The sequence below is a fragment of the Candidatus Lokiarchaeota archaeon genome (genome assembly GCA_014730275.1).
Lineage (GTDB): Archaea > Asgardarchaeota > Thorarchaeia > Thorarchaeales > Thorarchaeaceae > WJIL01.
The window spans coordinates 155,830-175,241 of the sequence record WJIL01000016.1 but is presented as its reverse complement, the minus strand read 5'-3'; the positions used below and the strand labels follow the sequence as shown (position 1 = coordinate 175,241).

At 46.0% G+C, this 19,412-nt stretch carries 20 protein-coding genes and 1 tRNA gene; 12 read left to right on the top strand and 9 right to left on the bottom strand.

Annotation, left to right across the window (positions count from 1 at the left end; genetic code table 11):
- Positions 1 to 78 precede the first annotated feature (78 nt).
- Positions 79 to 315 (bottom strand): Lrp/AsnC family transcriptional regulator, encoded by a 237-nt coding sequence (locus GF309_03235; protein ID MBD3157780.1) that lies wholly within the window; start codon positions 313 to 315, stop codon positions 79 to 81.
- Positions 316 to 534: 219 nt separating this feature from the next.
- On the opposite strand from GF309_03235, the gene GF309_03230 reads away from it, so the two are divergent.
- The 5 genes from GF309_03230 to GF309_03210 all read left to right on the top strand — a co-directional run bounded on the left by GF309_03230 (position 535) and on the right by GF309_03210 (position 5,318).
- Positions 535 to 987 (top strand): hydrogenase iron-sulfur subunit, encoded by a 453-nt coding sequence (locus tag GF309_03230; GenBank protein ID MBD3157779.1) that lies wholly within the window; start codon positions 535 to 537, stop codon positions 985 to 987.
- A 2-nt stretch (positions 988 to 989) separates the two neighbouring features.
- The gene (locus GF309_03225) at positions 990 to 1,901 is read left to right on the top strand and encodes a F420-nonreducing hydrogenase (protein ID MBD3157778.1); all 912 of its coding nucleotides are present in this window, start codon (positions 990 to 992) and stop codon (positions 1,899 to 1,901) included.
- A complete protein-coding gene (locus tag GF309_03220; protein MBD3157777.1) occupies positions 1,901 to 3,214 on the top strand; it encodes a Ni/Fe hydrogenase subunit alpha in 1,314 nt (437 codons plus the stop codon). Before GF309_03225 ends, GF309_03220 begins: the two co-directional genes overlap by 1 nt.
- Positions 3,215 to 3,672: 458 nt before the next feature.
- Positions 3,673 to 4,212, top strand: coding sequence for a hypothetical protein (locus GF309_03215; GenBank protein MBD3157776.1), 540 nt, complete (start codon positions 3,673 to 3,675; stop codon positions 4,210 to 4,212).
- Positions 4,213 to 4,316: 104 nt separating this feature from the next.
- The gene (locus tag GF309_03210; GenBank protein ID MBD3157775.1) at positions 4,317 to 5,318 is read left to right on the top strand and encodes a hypothetical protein; all 1,002 of its coding nucleotides are present in this window, start codon (positions 4,317 to 4,319) and stop codon (positions 5,316 to 5,318) included.
- An 11-nt stretch (positions 5,319 to 5,329) separates the two neighbouring features.
- On the opposite strand, the gene GF309_03205 is transcribed toward GF309_03210, so the two are convergent.
- Complete coding sequence (locus GF309_03205) at positions 5,330 to 5,872, bottom strand: cation-binding protein (GenBank protein MBD3157774.1); 543 nt, start codon at positions 5,870 to 5,872, stop codon at positions 5,330 to 5,332.
- Between the two features lie 183 nt (positions 5,873 to 6,055).
- Here GF309_03205 and GF309_03200 point away from each other — a divergent pair, with 183 nt between their 5' ends.
- A complete protein-coding gene (locus tag GF309_03200; protein ID MBD3157773.1) occupies positions 6,056 to 6,313 on the top strand; it encodes a hypothetical protein in 258 nt (85 codons plus the stop codon).
- A gap of 45 nt (positions 6,314 to 6,358) precedes the next feature.
- Here GF309_03200 and leuS read toward each other — a convergent pair whose 3' ends face one another.
- Positions 6,359 to 9,313: a leucine--tRNA ligase gene (gene leuS / locus GF309_03195; protein MBD3157772.1), complete on the bottom strand. Its 2,955-nt coding sequence runs from the start codon at positions 9,311 to 9,313 to the stop codon at positions 6,359 to 6,361.
- A 185-nt stretch (positions 9,314 to 9,498) separates the two neighbouring features.
- Between leuS and GF309_03190 the strand changes: the two genes are divergently transcribed.
- The 3 genes from GF309_03190 (at position 9,499) to GF309_03180 (ending at position 11,605) form a co-directional block, all read left to right on the top strand.
- On the top strand, positions 9,499 to 10,143 hold the full coding sequence (locus GF309_03190; GenBank protein MBD3157771.1) for a hypothetical protein: 645 nt from the start codon (positions 9,499 to 9,501) through the stop codon (positions 10,141 to 10,143).
- A gap of 77 nt (positions 10,144 to 10,220) precedes the next feature.
- Positions 10,221 to 11,156: a hypothetical protein gene (locus GF309_03185; protein MBD3157770.1), complete on the top strand. Its 936-nt coding sequence runs from the start codon at positions 10,221 to 10,223 to the stop codon at positions 11,154 to 11,156.
- 59 nt (positions 11,157 to 11,215) lie between these two features.
- Positions 11,216 to 11,605, top strand: a complete 390-nt coding sequence (locus tag GF309_03180) for a 4Fe-4S ferredoxin (protein MBD3157769.1) — start codon at positions 11,216 to 11,218, stop codon at positions 11,603 to 11,605.
- A gap of 17 nt (positions 11,606 to 11,622) precedes the next feature.
- Here the strand turns inward: GF309_03180 and GF309_03175 are convergent, their stop codons facing one another.
- Entirely contained in the window at positions 11,623 to 12,213 is a 591-nt protein-coding gene (locus GF309_03175; protein ID MBD3157768.1) for a hypothetical protein, read from the bottom strand.
- Between the two features lie 169 nt (positions 12,214 to 12,382).
- On the opposite strand from GF309_03175, the gene GF309_03170 reads away from it, so the two are divergent.
- A complete protein-coding gene (locus tag GF309_03170; GenBank protein ID MBD3157767.1) occupies positions 12,383 to 12,958 on the top strand; it encodes a hypothetical protein in 576 nt (191 codons plus the stop codon).
- A 503-nt stretch (positions 12,959 to 13,461) separates the two neighbouring features.
- Here the strand turns inward: GF309_03170 and GF309_03165 are convergent.
- A complete protein-coding gene (locus GF309_03165) occupies positions 13,462 to 14,688 on the bottom strand; it encodes a hypothetical protein (protein MBD3157766.1) in 1,227 nt (408 codons plus the stop codon).
- Between the two features lie 455 nt (positions 14,689 to 15,143).
- On the opposite strand from GF309_03165, the gene GF309_03160 reads away from it, so the two are divergent.
- Together GF309_03160 and GF309_03155 are read left to right on the top strand one after the other, a co-directional pair.
- Positions 15,144 to 16,067 (top strand): transcription initiation factor IIB, encoded by a 924-nt coding sequence (locus GF309_03160; protein ID MBD3157765.1) that lies wholly within the window; start codon positions 15,144 to 15,146, stop codon positions 16,065 to 16,067.
- Between the two features lie 75 nt (positions 16,068 to 16,142).
- Positions 16,143 to 16,922 (top strand): AAA family ATPase, encoded by a 780-nt coding sequence (locus GF309_03155; GenBank protein ID MBD3157764.1) that lies wholly within the window; start codon positions 16,143 to 16,145, stop codon positions 16,920 to 16,922.
- A gap of 49 nt (positions 16,923 to 16,971) precedes the next feature.
- Here the strand turns inward: GF309_03155 and GF309_03150 are convergent, their stop codons facing one another.
- From GF309_03150 to GF309_03135, 4 genes are all read right to left on the bottom strand, one after another.
- Positions 16,972 to 17,712, bottom strand: a complete 741-nt coding sequence (locus GF309_03150) for a TSUP family transporter (GenBank protein MBD3157763.1) — start codon at positions 17,710 to 17,712, stop codon at positions 16,972 to 16,974.
- A gap of 140 nt (positions 17,713 to 17,852) precedes the next feature.
- The gene (locus GF309_03145; GenBank protein ID MBD3157762.1) at positions 17,853 to 18,530 is read right to left on the bottom strand and encodes a methyltransferase domain-containing protein; all 678 of its coding nucleotides are present in this window, start codon (positions 18,528 to 18,530) and stop codon (positions 17,853 to 17,855) included.
- Between the two features lie 37 nt (positions 18,531 to 18,567).
- A tRNA-Sec gene (locus GF309_03140) sits at positions 18,568 to 18,659 on the bottom strand.
- 95 nt (positions 18,660 to 18,754) lie between these two features.
- Positions 18,755 to 19,405, bottom strand: coding sequence for a hypothetical protein (locus tag GF309_03135; GenBank protein MBD3157761.1), 651 nt, complete (start codon positions 19,403 to 19,405; stop codon positions 18,755 to 18,757).
- Positions 19,406 to 19,412: the final 7 nt, after the last annotated feature.

Here is a 19,412-nt window from a genome sequence, read left to right as displayed (position 1 = left end):
TGTTCATACGGACTCAAGCTTCCAAGTGAGATTCGTCAGATAACAGCACTTCTTGGGCCAGAGATATTGATGCGTGCACTACGTAGATGAAGCAGCGACATTGGTTACGGTGTCCTTCACACCGTCAATACGGCGAAGATCATCGACAACAAATGAGCTGAGTGCTTCAGGTGACTCGAAGCTGCCTTGGATTATGAGATCATACGCCCCATAAATGACGTATGCTTCTTCAACCTGGTCGAACTTCTTCACTTTCTCAAGTACATCACGTGTTTTCTTTGAATCTACTTTGGCCATTACAAAAGCAACAATCACAGCAATCTCTCCCTGATGGTTTTATCTCAATACTAAGAATTGCCGTTTACAGCATATAAACTGTATCTTCATCAGTTCTCAGACTTCTTGTCTCCTCTGAAAAAGGAATGAAGACGTGAAACTGGTCGGCCGCAATCAGGAATGTTAATAATCCTCAGACAAAGACACCAAGAACTGGCCGGAGGTCCCCGTGACTTGACATCTGCAAAGGTGAACTCAATGGCAAAAACTGAAGTGAAGGCTGACAGGAGCGATAAAGAGAGCTTCGAGCCCAAAATTTTGGCCTTCTGCTGTAACTGGTGTTCCTACGCAGGGGCTGATCTTGCAGGAACCAGCAGAATGCAGATGCCCCCAAATGTGCGTATTATCCGCGTGAATTGTACCGGGCGTGTAGATCCGAGTTTTATCCTGAAAGCTCTTGGTCAGGGTGCTGATGGAGTGCTCATATCAGGATGTCATCCAGGTGATTGTCATTATACGAGTGGCAATCTCAAAATGAAAGCCAGATATACTCTCCTTCAGGATGCTCTAGACCAAGCTGGAATAAACCCGGAACGGGTTCATCTGCAATGGGCAAGTGCCGCTGAAGGTGATGTTTTTGCTGAAGGAGTCAAGCAGATGGTCAAGCGAATCAAAAAGCTGGGACCAAATCCAGCCGGAAAGAGTGACTGAGAATGGCAAAGCGCGTTGCATTCACGCAGCTGAGTTCTTGCTGGGGCTGTGACCAATCGTTAGTTGATTTGCATCTGGGTCTGTTGGACGTGATTCCTGAACTGGAAATCGTCTACTGGCCAGCGGTTGTAGATTACAAGTTGAAAGACCTTGAGAATCTGTCAGACCAATCTATCGAGTTCGGCTTTGTTGAAGGAAGTTGTAGAACAAAGGAAGATGAACATCTCCTCAAAGTGATGAGGAAAAAGAGTCAAACCCTGATTGCATGGGGGTCTTGCTCATGTTATGGAGGCGTTCAAGGTCTTGGAAACCAGTGGAGCATAGATGAGCTCATGGAACGCAAATTCAAGACAGCCGATACTGTTACGAATGGACGGATTCCTGAGGAAAACATGCCAGGTTTCACAGACCACGTAAAGGCCAACACCGAAATCGTGCCATTCGAGCTAAGGATTCCTGGTTGTCCTCCCACACCTGAGAATACCCTTGAAGGACTTACAGCCTTGCTGCAGGGGAAGGAGTACAAACTTCCAAACAAGACAGTCTGTGATGAGTGTCCCAAAGAGCGTGAACATAAGACGATAACGGAGTTCCACCGCACTCATGAAGGAAAAATAGACCCAGACCGATGCCTTCTGGATCAGGGCTACCTTTGCCTTGGTTTTGCTACTATCAGCTTGTGTGGAGCCCAATGTCCGAAGGTTAATACACCATGCAAAGGGTGTTTCGGCCCTCCACCAGGTGTGATTGATCACGGAGCAAAAATAATCTCTGCGCTCGGTTCAGTGGTGGATATGGATGCTGAAGAACTTCGAGAACACTTCCCAGATACGATTGGCTCGTTCTACTTCACAGATTATGCTAGTTCATATCTCTCGAAGATAACATCTCGAAAGAACAAGGAGGAGAGCTAATGACAGACGAGAGGACAATTCGGATTGAACCTGTTACCCGGCTTGAGGGACATGGAGAACTCACAATCAAGCTGGGCAAAGGCGGAAAGGTAAAGGACGTTCAGTTCAACATTTCCAGCACCCGTTTCTTCGAGAAGTTCCTGGAAGGGCGTTTGGCTGAAGAGGTACCAAGAATAGCAGAGCGAATTTGTGGTATCTGCCCGGTCCCACACCTTCTCGCATCAGTGAAAGCGGTGGAAGCCGCATGGGACGTGAATCCGCCATCCGCAGCAGAGAAAGTTCGCAGGCTGTTCTTGAACGCCAAACAACTATCCTCTCATGGACTTCATTTCTTCGCGCTAGCTGCCCCTGATTTTCTCGCAGGGCCATTTGCGGACCCGTCACAACGGAATGTTGTCAACATAATCAAGTCGCTCCCAGATGTAGGCAAGCTTGCTCTCCAAGTCATGGAATACGGCCAGGATTTAGTCTCCGCAATAGGTGGAAAATCAATCCATCCTGTTACCGCAACTCCAGGCGGTATGCTGAACCCGTTTTCGGAGGAACACAGAGACAACTTCCTCGAAAGAATGGAAGACTTGAAGGAATGGACAACTGATACTGTGGAGCTCGCAAAGAAGGTTGTTGATGATTACTGGGACGTTATCGAGAATTTTGCGGTTGTGCCAACATACTATCTTGGTATGCATTACCGCGGAAACTATGAAATCTATGATGGTCGCCTGCGTGTTATGAATCCTGAAGGAGAAATCGTTGAAAACTTTCCTGCTAAGAGATACAGAAAGTACTATGGCGAGCACGTCCCTGATCACTCCTATGCCACTCATATCTACTACAAACCAGCTGGGTATCCAGAGGGGGTCTGGCGGGCAAACAGCCTCGCTAGAATCAATGTAGCTGATAAGATGCCTACTCCGCTGGCGCAAGAAGCGCTTGAGGAGCTTAGGGAGAAACTCGGAAGACCTACCCATGCTACATTCGCTTATCATTGGGCAAGGGTCATTGAGATGATACAAGCAGTTGAAGAAATGGAGAAACTGCTTACAGATCCCGAGATTGTCAGCACAGATGTGAAACTCAGTGATGTTGAACCCAAGAAAGGCAATGGCGTGGGTGTTGTGGAAGCCCCACGAGGAACGCTGCTTCATCATTACTGGACAGACGAAAAAGGGATAGTAACGAAAACAAACCTCGTGGTCGCGACCAATAACAATATAGGCGGCATTGAGAAAAGCCTGATGAAAGCAGCCAAACAAGTGTTCGAGAACAAAGAGCACGAAAACTTGAACCTACCTGATCCTATGATCAAGTAAAACGGTGATACAATGACACAAACAGAACAAATCGATGAAGGCCTGCTCAACCTCCTTGAGATGGTTGTGCGGTGCTATGACTGCTGACTATCATGCGGCGCTCATTTAGTCGTTGTCGACGATGAGGGTCGCGAGATAGCAAGAAAGGAACTGCAGACCAGCGGCGGATGACGGTCGGGCCGTAAACCTGTGGGCCCAACCTGACGAGCCCCGCAAGGGCTCGCTGGTCAAGTTCCTTAGAATACCACACCTCTGAGCATTCCTAGCAACCCGAATACGGAGTGTGATTAGCGTAAGTCATCATGAGGTTAGTTTTTCTTCGATGGAAATGAATTTACTACATTTTCGTAATGTTTCATTCTCCAATGATATATCGCTAACAGTACAAGCTTGATTCCTGATCTGGGCCGTGAACTGAGCTAATCTTCATATAGTGAGGGTTTTGTGAAACAAGTAGAATGGCAACGCTCATTGAAAATTTGCTCATCATAATTGGCGGACTCGGAACGTTCATGTTTGCCATTACTATGCTCAGGGAAACGCTGGGTAAACTATCTGGCAAGCGAGTTGTCCGTACCTTAGAGAAAGTGAGTAACGACCCAATCAGAGGAATGGGGACTGGAGCAGCTACAACGTTTATGACCCAAAGCTCCAGTATAACAGCACTTACGCTGATTGGCTTTGTCAACGCAGGAATGATGTCGTTCCGTCAAGCAGTCAATGTTATGCTTGGATCTGAAATCGGAACTACCTTGACAGCGCAAATCGTTTCGTTCGACATCGGCTTCCTCTACTGGCCATTACTTGCCATTGGTTTCTTTGGGATGTCATTCTCACGGAGCGATAGGTTAAAGCATGTATTCAAAGTGATATTCAGTTTGGGCCTCATTTTCCTTGCTATGGAATTCATGAAGGGGGGAGCATCAGCCATCATTGAAGATCCAGAAAATCAGTTCTTTGTGGAGGCCATCAATAGGTATATAGCGCAATACCGCTGATTGGAATTCTAATAGGTACACTCATAGCTGGTACAACACAGAGTAGCTCAGCAACGACGAGTCTCGTTATCGCCCTTGGTGGGGCAGGACTGATAGGGCTGGATATGAGCATAGCTATGGTGATGGGCGCAAATATCGGAACTTGCTTCCTTGAACTCTTTGCAGGATTTGGTGCTACAACCCCTGCAAAAAGGACTGCCGTAGCTCAATCACTGATTAATATCATCGGAGTGGCGGTGTTCTTCCCATTCCTAGGCCCCTTCACCGATTTAGTCACAACAACTGCAACCTCCTTGCCACGACAAATCGCTAACGCTCACACAATATTCAATGTTATTGTTAGTCTAATGTTCGTACCGCTTGTAGGTCCCCTCGTCAAGCTTTGTGAGCGCCTTATTCCTGAGAAGGAGGGCGAAATCATTGGTCAACACTTCTTCGATGATGAAATGCTGAATATGCCCCAGGCGGCATTACGGGAAGCTGAAAGAGAGATTCACAGGATTGCTGAAGCCACCGCAGAAATGATAGTACTCGGAAAAAATGCACTTCTTGAAAGAAACCAAGATGATGCGAAACAGGTGCTGTTGATGGAGGATGACGTAGATGAGAGGTGCAGATCAACAGAGACTTTTCTGGACAAGATACCTGAGGAGGAACTCAACGAAGAAGATGCTATATGGAGAATGAAGCTACTGGCGTTACTCACAGATATTGAAAGAGTAGGAGATCTTTGCGAGAATATTGGTGAATTTGCCCTAGAGCGGATGAGTAACGGAATTGCGTTCTCAGAGCAAGCGAGTGAAGATATTGGCGGAATGTTTGATTTGGTTGCCGATACGTATCAGCAGGGCATTAAAGCGCTCAAAACAAAGAATACGGATGTTGCAAGAAACACCATCGAAATGGAAGATGAAGTGGACATATTAGAGAAGAAGCTTCGCCAAGCCCATAACGAGCGAATATCTCAGGGAATATGTCAACCAGAGGCAGATACTGTCTATGTTGAGACGTTACGCAATCTTGAACGGATTGGAGATCATGCGGACAACATAGCACTCGATATACTCCTGACACAAGAGGAAGATATTCTCAACCGGGGAGCCTAAATCTTGGTTGTCTACTCATACCGGTCTTCGGCATCCGAGACTACATCTTCGTAGAGTGCATGGATGAATTTTCTATCGAATTCGTACTCCTCTTCGAGCATTTTGTCTCGTTCATCCTCGTCGAGATACTCCATTGCAGATCGGAAGAAATCCTTGTCCTCTTTCTCGATGTGCTTCGGGTAGAATTCAGCCAACTCCTCCATGATTGCAATGATACGCCCGACGGCATCTTCGTCTCCCTTGATGTAATCCTCTTTTGCCTTGACCAAGTTTGCAGTTTTGTTTCTTGCCCATTTATGCTCCGCAATCAGTTCATTCATGATTTTTTCATCACGATCATCCATTTCGACCGATTCCAGATCTCTGAACAGAATATCCTCTTCTTTTCCATGATGACAGGCATCTGCATAGATGCGAATGAAATCTACGGCGGTTTCAATGAAAGATGGATCGGGTTCTCCACCTTCTGCAATCCGTTCGGTTTCCTTTTTCATTGCAGAAATCATCCGCTCGATCAGCCTGTGCTCTATCATCAACGGGCCAATTGGTTGCACCAACGCTTTTACCTCGGTTTACTATAGTTAATAACATTATAAAAGTGATTGGATAGGAATTATTGGGGTACAAAGAGACTTGGAACATTGCGCACACGGAGGCTCGGCTGTAACGGTATGCAATTGCAAGATGAGGAATCATATGCGGTTTGTTGAAAAAGAAAAGCGCTGATGTTCTCAGTCATGTCACCGAAGAAGCATGAAAAGAAACTCCCAATGACCCAGCGATGTGGAATATTCCTCATTCTTCTGGTTTTCGCAGCCATTGCAACCTTTCTGGGATTGAATGCCCTTGGACAAGCAGAATCGCTTGGTATGCCTGCAATATTTTCCTACATTCCTCTTGGAATAGCTGTCATAATGGTTGTAACTGCACTCGACATTCTTACAGGATTATGGACTCCAAAGTCACGAGGCAGAATAGTAGTTAGACCCATGTAGGTCATGTGCAGGGAGGTCATTTGCCTGTACCAAGTAAGAGTTATTCTATTCCAAGTAGAGAGAGGGGCGTCCTGGCAAGGCAAATGTGGCTTTGCCCTTTGGATCGTATTCAGGGTCCGCTGCATCATGAACATGGACTTCTAGGTCTAGAGCTGCGCACATGTAATCTTCAGCATCATTGAAAACAGCCAGCTCCTGTTTGGCACTGTCTGAGTAGTCCCAGACGCCGTTTTCTTTCAGGATTCTGTCGACAATCTTCTTAACGTCCCCACCATGCTCTCGGAATTGCTCCTTCGACATCAGGTGGCCCATGAGCTTGCCAGTAACAATTGGCAGGTCCGCTTCCGCAACGCTATCAAGCGCATCAAATTTCCACTGAGGAGATACGTACACATGGACCTGTTCAGGAGTTTCATCCTTGAGCAGTTTTTGGATTTCCTCTACATCGTCGATAGCTCGTTGTACAATCTCATGAGCCTGTTCAGCCGTTGGGTCAATCAGTTGATTATCAGCTTCTGGCCAAGAAGCAAGTGATATGTAATCATCATGCCCCATGTTCTCCCACATTTCTTCAGCCGCATGCGGAGCCAAAGGTGCAATCAATCGGACCCAAATATCAGATACATACGCCATCACGTCATCACGTTCTTTGGAAGGTACCTCCGACCGATTCAAGTACTCATTAACGGTCCGAATCATATCTGAAGTAACACGAATAGAATAGTCTCTCAGCTTCAGGTTGTCAATGAATTCGCCGCATTTTGCAGCAGCAGAATTGGCCTTCGACAACAACCATCGCGTTGGTGTAGCCAAATCTTCTGGATCCTCAAATTCGACCGTCTCAGTACGTCCAAAGCGTTCTATGATGTTCATGAACTGCCGCAATCGGTTCTTAACGGCAGGTACATCACTTTCTCGCCAGTCCATCAGGCTACCAGGCTCAGCTGCGGAGATTGCATATATCCGATAGACATCCGCACCATACTTCTTGGGAATCTCAACCAGAGGTATGACATTCCCCTTGCTCTTGGACATCTTGGATCCTTCCATAATCACGTGCTCGTTCAAACTGATGCATTGGAGCCAGTGCTTCTCAGGGAATATTGCAACATGATGGAAGATGGCAAAACTCAGGTGGTTTGAAATATGTGAAGGGGCTGTGTGTCGCTGATCATTTGGATACCAGTACAAGAACTCATCACGCATGGAATCCAAGAGCTCAACGGATATGCCAGTCTCTTGGGACAGCTCATTCTTATCGCCTTCACCAAGGTAGACATAATCGAAGAAAGCCACTGTCAATTGCTCTGGATCCAAGTCTTCCTCCTTGATGGTATTGACAATGGTATAGAAAGCCATGTAGATCGTGGAATCGGAAAGCGCTTCGATTATCCATTCATCATCGAAGGGCAGCTCTGTGCCTATACCCCGCTTTCTAGCACATGGACGCTGAGCAAGCCAGTCAAAGGTAGCTTCAAACAGATTTCGGAATGTTTCAGGTAAGATGCACATCTCATTCAGAGCTTTCCAGGCTTCCTTCTTCCACCCCGGACTTTCATAATCCAAGAACCATTGACCGGCTAGAACAGCCACTCGTACATCAGTGCCGCATTTGCAAACAACAGGACGTTGATCTGGCTCGTAGAATACATCAGCTCTGTTATTGGATTTCATCCATTCGATGACATCTTCTTTTACTTCCTTGATAGGACGGCCTGAAAACTGCTCGCAATTTTCCTTCATGACACCATCATAGAATTCAGCCTTGTAGACCTCCTGGGTAACCTCCTCTAGATGCTTAGCCTCCTTCTGAGAATCGATACCATGTTTCTCAACAGCTTCCTTTGCTGGTAGTTCTCCATATCCTTCTATCTCAATCATGCTGATAGGTTCAACAGCTCGAATATCTTCAGCACTGATTCCATATTCTTCTAGACTGGATGGGTTCTCCCACAAATCTTTCAACGCAACATAGTCAAAGGGAGCGTGGCCTGGAACAGAATAAACAACTCCTGTTGCGTTAGCTGGATCAACAAAATCAGCGGGAAGAATGAGGATATCATGTTCATCATGGACAGCTTTTGCATCCCTGCCAACGATTTCTGAACCGGGGAAGGTTTCGATTATCTCAATATCTTTGTCCTGCAGTTTCATCTTCTCGGCGGCGGTTTTGGATACAACCCACTTCTCACCATCCACTTTCGCCCAGACATAGGTGGCATTTGGATTAATCCACATGTTTGTAACGCCAAATACGGTCTCTGGCCGCAGAGTGGCAGGTACCAGATAGCCATCTTTGAAACCGAATTTGATGGCTGTGAATTCCTTTATCTTCGCGGTCTCTCCTTCCAACAGGTCATCTTCGCCTACAGGATTGCCACAATTTGGACAATAAAGGAGAGGATGAGAACCTTTGCGGATGTATCCTTCATCCATGAGCTTATGGTACTGCCACGTGACGAACTGGTTGTAGATATCATCACCAGTAGTGAATTTCCGACGCCAATCAATTCCATATCCAAGCCGTTTGAAGTCCTTGTGTATGACATCAGCAAAGAATTTCGCTGTAGTCCACGGATTTGTGAATTCTTGGATTTGCTCTTCTACTTCTTCTTCTGAGTCCAGATAGAGACGCAGGTCTCGCTTGTATTGCTCAATAGCATCTGGATCGCCTTCTTTGATTCGCTCACACATCCCTAGAATCGGAGTGCCAGTCATGTGAGACGCCATTGGAAACAGAACATTGTAGCCCTTCATACGTTTGTAACGAGCGATAAGATCTCCTACGGTATATGTTCGACCATGCCCGATATGCAGTGCTCCATTTGTATATGGATAAGGAACCGTCACGAAGAATTTCGGTTTCGACGGGTCGGGGTCGACCTCAAAAATACCATCATCTTCCCAGCGTTGTTGCCATTTTGTCTCAATCTTGGTGTAATCACTCAATAAAGACACCACCGACTCGCATTGGTTTGTGTGAGGAGCCAGAGAAGGTATGGTCTATAAAATTCTCGTAAAAAGAGCTCAATTTACCAACTGAGAACGCAATACCTCATTGTGGCTCACTGTTTGAGTGGATAACTGGTTGCTTATTAGAGCTATGGTCAAAGACGGTTGACTAATGGCTTTCGTAGATAGTGACATTCGTACACTTGTGGTAGTATAATCAGCGGTGCAAGAACATGGATTCTCAGATTTCAGAAGAAACAAAGCATGTCGACCTTAAGATGGATCTTCATTATGAGCTGCTTCCATATAGTCAAGTCCTGTTGTTTCTACAGAAGATAGAACAAAAATCAGATATCAAAGAGTACTGCAATGGATCCAATCGGAGCGGTCGATGGTTCTTCCAGTTCTATTCGAAGGAGTTCATCAAGACACTTGCCAGCAAAATAGTGGACTGTCTAGAGAGAGCAAAAAGCAGGAACCCAATTCTGGAGATAATGGCTGGCAATGGCAAACTAACACAGTTCCTGCAACCTTTTGTTGAGAGAAGAGTCATAGCAACCGATGCGAAGACACGGCGGAGTGACATTGCGCATCCCAAATGGGTTGAGAAGCTAGATGCGTTGGAAGCTGCTGAAAAATATGATCCCGCACTTGTTCTAGTTTCATGGGAGCCATTCTACTCAGATATCGGCGTGAGGATTGTGGAAAAGGGATATCCTCTCATTTGGATCGGTGACCCGGATAGCTGTGCAGTCCATTCAGGTATTTTGGAGGAGCCCCATGTCAAATCCGACTGTGAATATGCATTGGGGCGTCATGACAGCTTCTTGGAGGAGAATTTCAGGACAGACATCTACCTTTTCAACTGCATGAAGTAGTGCGGATTTTCATGTGTTACATTATTTCATATTGACATATTCGATTCTTATCATGGCAGTCAGTGGGAGGTCTGCTGATGGTTGAAGCGAAGGTTCATGCTATTGATATAGACCCAAAAACGGGTTCCACTATTGGTTTCTATACTTTTGGTGATGATAGACCCAATGTGTTACTGCTGTCAGGTATGGACGGATCTTCCGCAAGCTGTGTCTATGCTACCTACCTTGTATTGAAACACCTTGAAAGTCTAAAGCGAATAGATGGTTCGGTGACCATCTTACCAGTAGCGAATCCTCTTGCGTTCCGACTAGGGACTATGGTATCACCATTGGATTCGAAGAACCTAGATTCTGTATTTCCAGGAGACGAACATGGTACAATAACACAAAGAATCGCTTGGGAGATATGGAGAAGAGTTTCGAAAGCAGAGTACGTGCTCAACGTGCAAACAGGAACCCAGCAGTGCCTGAGTTACGTGAAGGCAATGCACCGCGAGTATATTCATGTAAGAAACCTTGCTTCACAGATTTCTTTGCCCATTGTTGTTGAGAGTGATGGTAAGCGGGGATCTCTAATTACAGAGGCGGCACATGATGGAGTTCCTGTGGCAACCATAGAAATGAGAGGGAATGCACGAGAAATCGAACCACAGGCCGCTGTTGAGGTGCGTGAGGGTATTCTGAACTTCCTTCGGATTAAGGATATGATTCCAGGAGATTCGATGGAAGTATCCAACACGCTGACGGGTAGATTACAGCATGTGAATGTTGAAGATGAGGGGTTCTTCGTACCAAATTGCAGCCTAGGTGATTCAGTACGACCTGGTGATATCATCGGGAAGGTTGAAGACAAAGGCGAAATAACAACCCGCTATGAAGGGAAGGTTGTTTCCCTTAGCAGAATGAACTACGTCTTTGAAGGAGATATCGTCGCTCGTGTGGCCTTGCCGCTTGTAAGCCAATCCGAAACAGAAAAGAGCAACCATACCTCGAAGTACAGACGGAAATGGTAGCTGTGGCTTTTGATGGTACAAACATCCTGCATCTGATGCGAATAAATGTAGGGGATAGAATGATACGCGAAAAGGGCAGGCTTCTTTTGGTTGGCTCGTGTATGATGAGCCGATATCCTGAGATTGTTGAGGAGCACGTAAAAAGAAAGGGAGGATATGCGATTCTCCAAGTTTGTTTGGAGGAAACTCATGTGAATCAAGCAGGTTTCAAAATCGGCTCTATTGTGCGATATTCTAATCTAGAGGAGGTCGTAGCACTTACTGTTGATGGCAGCCCCCACTGTGTGCAGCTTCACTTTGTAATCGAGGATATCAAACGGCACTTCACACCAGATGTAGAGACTGACCATTATGTGGTTGAGAGAGGTAAGGTTCATCAGATATCGCCGAAAGCCGTGAAAAGAGCACGACACCTTTCCAAAATCCAGAAGATGTTCGATAAGGGTTGACATAGGCCATTTGAAACTCATTCATTCCCGCCTAGTCGAGGAAGAATGAATCCAGCCTTCTTCTTGTATTGTTCATACTCCTCACCGTAGTAGATGATGAGCTTCCGCTCTTCCAAGAACGCTCCAATGAGAAGATAGGTGTTCATGAGTATTGAGTAGATTACCACAGGTAGAAACGGGTAGAGCAAAGCAAAACCTGAGAACAGCAGAAGGGTAGCCAAGTAGAGTGGATGGCGAATGCTTCCATAAAGACCCTCTGTGATGAGCTCAGGCGTCCTATCATCCCGCATATCTGCTACAGTACTCACCGATATCACAGCTGAAGCTTTCTTCGCAAGCCAGAGACCAATAGCTCCACAGATAATGCCTGCAGCAAAAAGAGGAATTTGAATGTTCTCAGGCCGCAAAATGAAGTACAGCCAATCCCAGAAGTCAATCATCAGGAATGAAAAGATAAACGCCAGAATTGCAGTTCCTGTGAAGATATTGTGATATCCACTCTTTCCAAACCGATCTATGATTGCGTGCTTGATTCTCAAGGCTGACAACCCACTGTGTTGAAGACCAAAAACAAGCACTCCAAAACCGATTCTCAGTAGATCTTGCATCACCAAACCACCCGGTCAATCTTACAAGAACCATAATAACACTTCATGTTGTCCTATACCTTTCGGGGGTTTTCTGCGGTTGGTCCTCGAAAGTTATATGAAATGGGCCGCCCGAAAAGTTTATTACTGTACTATTGTTAATTTAATATAGTTAATTATGGTGATTGCAATGAGTGAAGTTCAGAAAAATCCATTTTCAGCAATAGAAATTGAAGCAGACACTCGTCTCCGTGTGAAAGATACTGAAGACGAACAAGACAGAATGGTAGATGCAAAACACTACCATGTCCGCTATGTCATTGGTGAAAGTGATGAAAAGCGGTTTGTGGACTCAGGCAACGATGGTGTTGATGAGGTGAGAGATAGAACAGTATACCTTGCGCCTTCAATCCACAAGATGAAGGATGATCCATTCCACTATGATGGGTCATTAGTGCAAAGGATTCAAGGAGAGAAACACCTCCAGAGAATGCGGGAGTTAAACCGAATCGATCACTGCCATGAGCATGAAATGGTGGAGATTGTATTCGAAAGTCCAGGTGTCGAGTGTTGCGCTATGAGCAAGGAAGAGGCAGACAAGCATCAGGTGCCGCTCCAATACATCGCGGGTTATCTATTAGGCAAAAGCGATGGCCTTGTAAAAATTGGTCGATCTAAAACAAAGCTGGACTCGGGTGAAGAGTATTTCGAAAACATCAATATCATCCCCGAAGCTGTAGTCAGGGAAATGACGTGCTTGGAATAATCCAAGCATCAAGGTGAGTTTAACAACTCACCAAGAAATACGGTTCCAGTAGAACAAGGCAAGTGGACTAATGACTGGCATGAAGCACGGTACCCAGAATTAGAAGGAGTGTATATTCTTCCAAACAGAAATCCTCCTTCCCCACACAAGGAGCTTCGTCAGGTTCATAAGAATCTGTGGCTGTTTGCTTTGTCCAACTGGTTCTGTCCGGCTTTGAAGACCGGACTAGGCCGAGTGATGAAAACCTTGTAAGGGTAAAAGATGCAGAAATCTCACCACCACCAAAGGCGGGATATCTAGGTCAGGGCAGGAGAAAAATGGAACCAAGGATTTTGCAAGCAGTTCTCGTTCATTCCTCTCTAATGATTTCGTCATAATGTCAACCCCGTGAGGACGGAGGTAAGGGGCCGCGGAAGTCCTGTGCTTTCAAACTACCCATTCTGTTTTCAAGTACCCAAGAAAAATGAAGTATCAATTTTGCGTCCAAGATACGTATTTTCAAATTAGATTGTTACGTCAGTGAAATATCGCTTCCACCTTTTGCGGCAGTTCTTTCGTGCGAATCGGAAGATGGAGTCGGCTTGACCTTCCTCGAGAAGGGTGCCAACTTGCTCTGTCAATCGGTTAATAACGAAAGAAATTGCTTCATCCATCTCGTCAAAATCTGCGGGAGTCATGGTTACATCGAACTTAGATTCAACCTCTAATTCGCTAGACACATCAATTCGAGCAATCCATGGGTGCAGTTCTATACCTTCTTTGGAAGCCTTCTGCAAGTACTTAGAAACAATTTCACTACCAAGGATATCAGCACTGACATTCAAAACCTCGCGCAATACGCATTCCTCTATCAACACCAGTTTTCGTTCCAGTGAAATACGTTGGATGTAACCCATGTTGATGAAATCTGCAATTTCAGAGAGAACCTGATCGACATATTCAAGTGGCACTTCGGAAAGAAATGAAGAGAGGGGAGTACGACCATCTAAAGAGGCCACAATCCTGATTGTGCGAGGGGAAATATTAAGGGGGTTTTCTTTGCTCAGCAATATACTTGAAGATCGCTCAGACATAACAAGGATATCATCATCTGCAGGAACATAGAGAATGTAGATAGCATGTCGCCAGAAGGCTCTTGAAACAAGGTCTTTGGCTTCTTTTAGGTCGAGTTTAAGCTGTCTGGCCAGTTTGCCAAGCGTTATTCCATCTCCAATGTGATGCATCATTTTTGCGACTCTGAAGGCGGTACTTGGTAAGGAGTAGATTTCAGAGTCTACTTCAGCATCAGGCCGCTTCATAATGATGGATCGTTTAGATAGGCGGTCTCCAAGAAAAATCCGCCTTACATAATGATCGAATTCGTCGAACATATTACCTTCAATTGCGTCAGCATTTCTTAAGAAAGCGAAATCTTCTTCAAATTCGTTGACCACACGCCGCAGTTTGCTTCTCACTTCATTGGTTTCTCGGGACACAGCGAGGACTCCAACGACCCACTCGCCCCCCTCTACTATGAAAACATGATCTGAACCATAGTGGGTTTTCCATCGCGAGAATTCGTCGCCGGTCACTTCACCCATGAAATTGCCCATTGCAGAAACGAAGCCTGAAAGCACCTGAGTGTCAATACCGCCCATAACAAACTCATGAGAATAGGGGGCCATTCCAGTAGATTTGTTGAGGAGGAATAGCACTTTTTCATTGGAGAGTGTTGATGGGTCTACAGTCATTTCTATTATCAAGAACCCCTGCAACCGTGCAAATTCGATAGTGAGGGCCAGTTGATAAATGAATTGTGGGTCCATGCCTGGTAGCGTTTTAATGCCAAATTATGAAAAATCATGAATTGGAAAGCTAAAGTGATTATTTTCTCATTACTCATTTATCCACACGAAAAAATTGGTTACCAGCGAAAAATACAATCAAGTTTTGTATAACCAAATATCTGTCCAGACCAAGGATTTATTTGCATTCCTGAGCGAAGGGTTCCGCAGATTGACCAAATCTGTACATCGTTCAACAAATGACCCCGCGTATACCAAACGGTGGTATTCGTGGGAACCAGACAACAAATCACACCTCCCTCGCCGACGAGCCCATGTCGGTCTTGTGTCACGAAAATAGTGACGCAAATTGAGAGGAGGAGGATTGGTAGTCAACCATGTCACATAAACCAGCACACAGTATGAAAAAAGGCGAAGAAAAGGAAAAGGTTTGCAGCAACTGTGGCGGTAACGATTTCTATGAAGATTCTAAGCGTGGTGAAAGCATCTGCACTAATTGTGGCTGCGTTTTATCCGATCACATAATGGATACTGGCCCTGAGTGGAGAGCATTTACCGCGGAAGAGCGAAACGCACGAGCTCGAACAGGATCACCAATGAGTCTAACAATGGCAGACAAAGGACTCGCAACCACTATCAGTTGGGGCAACCGTGACGCTAACGGACGGTCAATCAAAGGCAGTAGGCGAGCTGCGATTTACAGAATGCGGAAATGGCAGATTCGCACGCTTGCTCATAGTTCTCAGCACCGAAATCTGAGTCTTGCTATGAGTGAGATGGACAGGCTCTGTTCCCAGCTTGGCATCCCTCGGGAAACCAAGGAGACTGCAGCCCTAATCTACAGAAAAGCCTTGAACAAGCGTCTTGTTAGGGGAAGAAGTATAGAAGGAATGGTATCTGCTGCCATCTACTTGTCTTGCCGAATACACAAGATTCCAAGACAGCTTGATGAGATGGTCGGTGAAGCAAGGGTCAACAGAAAATCACTGGCCCACTGTGTCCGACTTATCATCAGACATGTCGATGTTCATATCCCGATTCCGTCAGCTAATGACTTGATGCCTCGCATTTCATCAGATTTGGGAATGAGCGGTAAAACGGTACAGACAGCGACCAAGATAATTAATGCTGCCAAGAAGAAGGGGATAACCGCAGGCAAAGACCCAGGAGGTATTGCAGCAGCTTCGTTGTATATTGCGGGAATTATTGAGGATGACCGGCGAACTCAAAGAGAAATCGCCAAAGCATCCAACGTGACCGAGGTCACAGTCCGTAATAGGTACAAGGAGCTTGCTAACGACCTGAATATCAGGATTCGACGGTAATCATACATTCAGCATCAGAGAAAGGATCTGTAAGAAGAGACGGTATGCCGTAGGTCAGGTAGGCGATAGTGCAGTATGAAACAATTCGTTGTCGCTCTTTGCGGTATACCCGCCTCAGGAAAAACAACCTTAGCTCGGCAAATCATTCACCATCATTTGTACCCATCAAAGGTAGAACTTGTCAGTACAGATCACTGGCGAGACGAAGCATTCTACGCAGATTTTTCGCCGAAGAAAGAGAACGAAGTACGAAGAAAAGCGCTTGAGAGAACAAGGGATTTAGCTGATAGCGGATTATCGGTGGTCCATGACGATACGAACTACTATGCAAGTATGAGACACGAAATCCGCGAAATTGCGCTGAACCACACCTGTGTATATGGAACCGTGTTCGTTACTACACCCCTTGAAGTAGCTCTCAAATGGAACAAAAAACGCCGAATGATTGTCCCAGAGCACGTCATTCACAGAATCGATGATCGATTAGACATTCCTGGAAAGAAATATGCTTGGGATGAGCCACTGGCAACAGTTGATTTGAGTAGGAAAAGCGCTACTCAGGAGGCTATTGAAATTCTTGAAGCCCTCCGAAAGGCAGAAGCTGAGGAACAACCACAGGATGTTGCGAAGACGGAGAACAACCAACTAGATGTGGCAACCAGGGGGGTAGTATCAGATTTTCTGGAAGACAATCCAGACCTTGGGCCGGATGAACGTGTTCATTTGACTAGGAGAGAAATACTGCAGCAGGCCTTGCTCGATGAATGGACCGTTGGAGCTACCAAGGCACGACTAAGAACGGAGTTGGAGAAGCTTAGCTCGAGAGAAAGAGGAGTAGGGACCAAAGAACGCTGACTTGCTGCGAATGATGGCCTTGCTCGGAGTTTATCTGAAGCAGTGAAAGTTATGCGAATAAAGCTTTCAGCAAGGTTATGGATGCTAAGGCAACAACAGCAACAGAAAGCCCAACTTCCAGCCATTTGGATTCAGTATCAAGAGAGAGCAAGCTGCCAACCCGTGAGCCGAGCAGTGAACCCACAAGAACAGCTAGTCCCTCGATCAATAGGAGTTGGCCCTGGCTCCAATAGAGGAACACCCCAATTGTTGAGGTAATTGTCGCAACGAAGAGAGAAGTAGCAATTGCTCTGTGGATGTTGACTTTGAAGGTCTTGAGGAGGGGGCCGTATAGTGAAGCACCACTACCACCCTTCATCGCAGCTAGCGTATTAGCACCGAATGTTGCGAGCGCAACAACGCGTCTTGAGGGTGATAGTTCGTTGGATAGGTGAGGTGCAATATGGTTCAGATTCATGCCGACTACGGCCAGGATCGAGACCACAACAAACATGATTGCCATACTTAGCGCTGACGCTGATAACCAGAAGGTCACAGCAGTGCCCATAAGCATACCAATAGACCCCCCGATAGCCATGGAAGAACCAAATGTGGAATCGAAATTCTCCCGTTGGGTGTAGGCCCCCATCGAACAGGAGACAGGGATTGTGAAAAAGTTCATTCCATAAGCGAAAATCAGGGGGAAACCTATCAAATTCAGAAGGGGAATTCTGATCGAACCACCGCCTAGACCTAGGAGGCCACTGATAAAGCCTGATGCGAACCCGATTCCAAGAAGCAAAAGGAGCATTACTATCACTTCAATCACGTCTGACGACTGTTGCCCTGAATGGTTGCTGGGATTTTGAGTGGCCACTCATGATGTTTAAACATTCCTGCGGTCCTTAGGTGTTGTATCCTCATTTCGTCACGTCCGTACGTTACCGACATTTAGCATCCTGTTTTTCTAGCAAGTAGAATAGTGAACCCCGCATTTGCAGAATATCCTTTGCGTGCCTTTTCTATATGTTTCACCTTCTCCGGTTCTTGGAAGAGTGTTGAGACAGTTTTCTCAATCGTGAAATCAGTTTCCTCAAGCAGTTTCGACATCTCATCCATGCTGAAGAAGGTCGCATAATCATAGAATGGATGGCCCTCAGCCTTCTTTTCTCGATAGTAGCTTCCCCAAGGGCTATCCCACAATACCAAGCCAAGAACAACCCTGCCTTCCGGTGTGAGGATTCTATGGATCTCGTGTAATACCTTCATGGGATTATCTAGGAAACATATAGTGACAATCAGAAACACAGTACCAAAGGTTTCATTCTTGAATACCGCGTCCTCGCCCCGTGCAAGAACGACATCGATGCCCCTTTGTTTCGCCATCTCAAGCAATTGTCTAGAGGGATCAATACCAACATCAATGCCCAATGCCCTTGCAAAACGGCCGCTCCCCACACCTATTTCAAGCCATGGTTCAGGCAACATTGGAAGGACGCTACGAAAAGCCCTGACTTCAGTTGAGAATATCAGTCTGCCAGCTTGTTCAAACCAAGAATCGTATCGCTCCGCCAGTCTGTCAAAGGTTGAATAGCTGTAACTGGGGTTTCTGTTTCCTTCCGGTCTCATAGTGGTATTCTTCTGCCCAATCTTTCAGATGGAAAAGTGGCGGCCCCCCCAGAGAATCGAACTCTTAGTTCTTAGCGAACTCATGGGTTTGAAGCCCACGGGGACAGTCCACCGTCCCTAGAGGGGGCCATGTTTGAATCAAGCTAGAATGCAGCTGGATTTGGACTTAAGTTCCCGGGTAGTAACAAATGATTTCTGAAGGATGTTCAGTGATAACAGATCATCTAGAGATAGTTTCCTATGACGCCGTGTGTTTCTTTCTTCCATTCTACTGTTTTCTTGGCAAGGTTCTCCGCAACATCAGATGGTGGAGGTTCATCTTGAGGGAGTTCTTCGATTTTCGTCAACCATCCGCTCGTCGTCAAAGCTAGTGGATGAATATCCTCGCCCTCGGTTGCTTTGATCATCATTTCTCTGCCATGAGCAACTTGAACATAGATGGAACTAAGTGGCGCCTTGTTCAGGATTTCATAGACTACGCGATCCCAACATGTTTTTGCAACTAATGCCCGGCGGACTTTCTGTCTATCTTCATCAGATAGCTCCAAGTACTTGCCGATGTAGGTCTCCAAACGTGAAACAACTTCATCTAGGTAGTCATTCAGCATCTCCTTATCGGGACCCCAAGCTGTCAATTCGATAGAGCGCTGAGCTTCTTCCACCCACAAGCGGACCTGCGTCTTAGTATCATCTAGAGGGACTGTAAACATAGCCTTACCCTTGAACAGCTTGCCCTCCCCTTCACTATACTCGTTGAGCATCGCCCCGGGTTTCAATCCAATTGCGAACCAAGAAATTCTGAATATGGTTGAGGATTGTGGACGATCATAGGTTATGGTGCGCTTGACCTTAGGCTGATTTTCCAAGTCTTCCATACAGGAG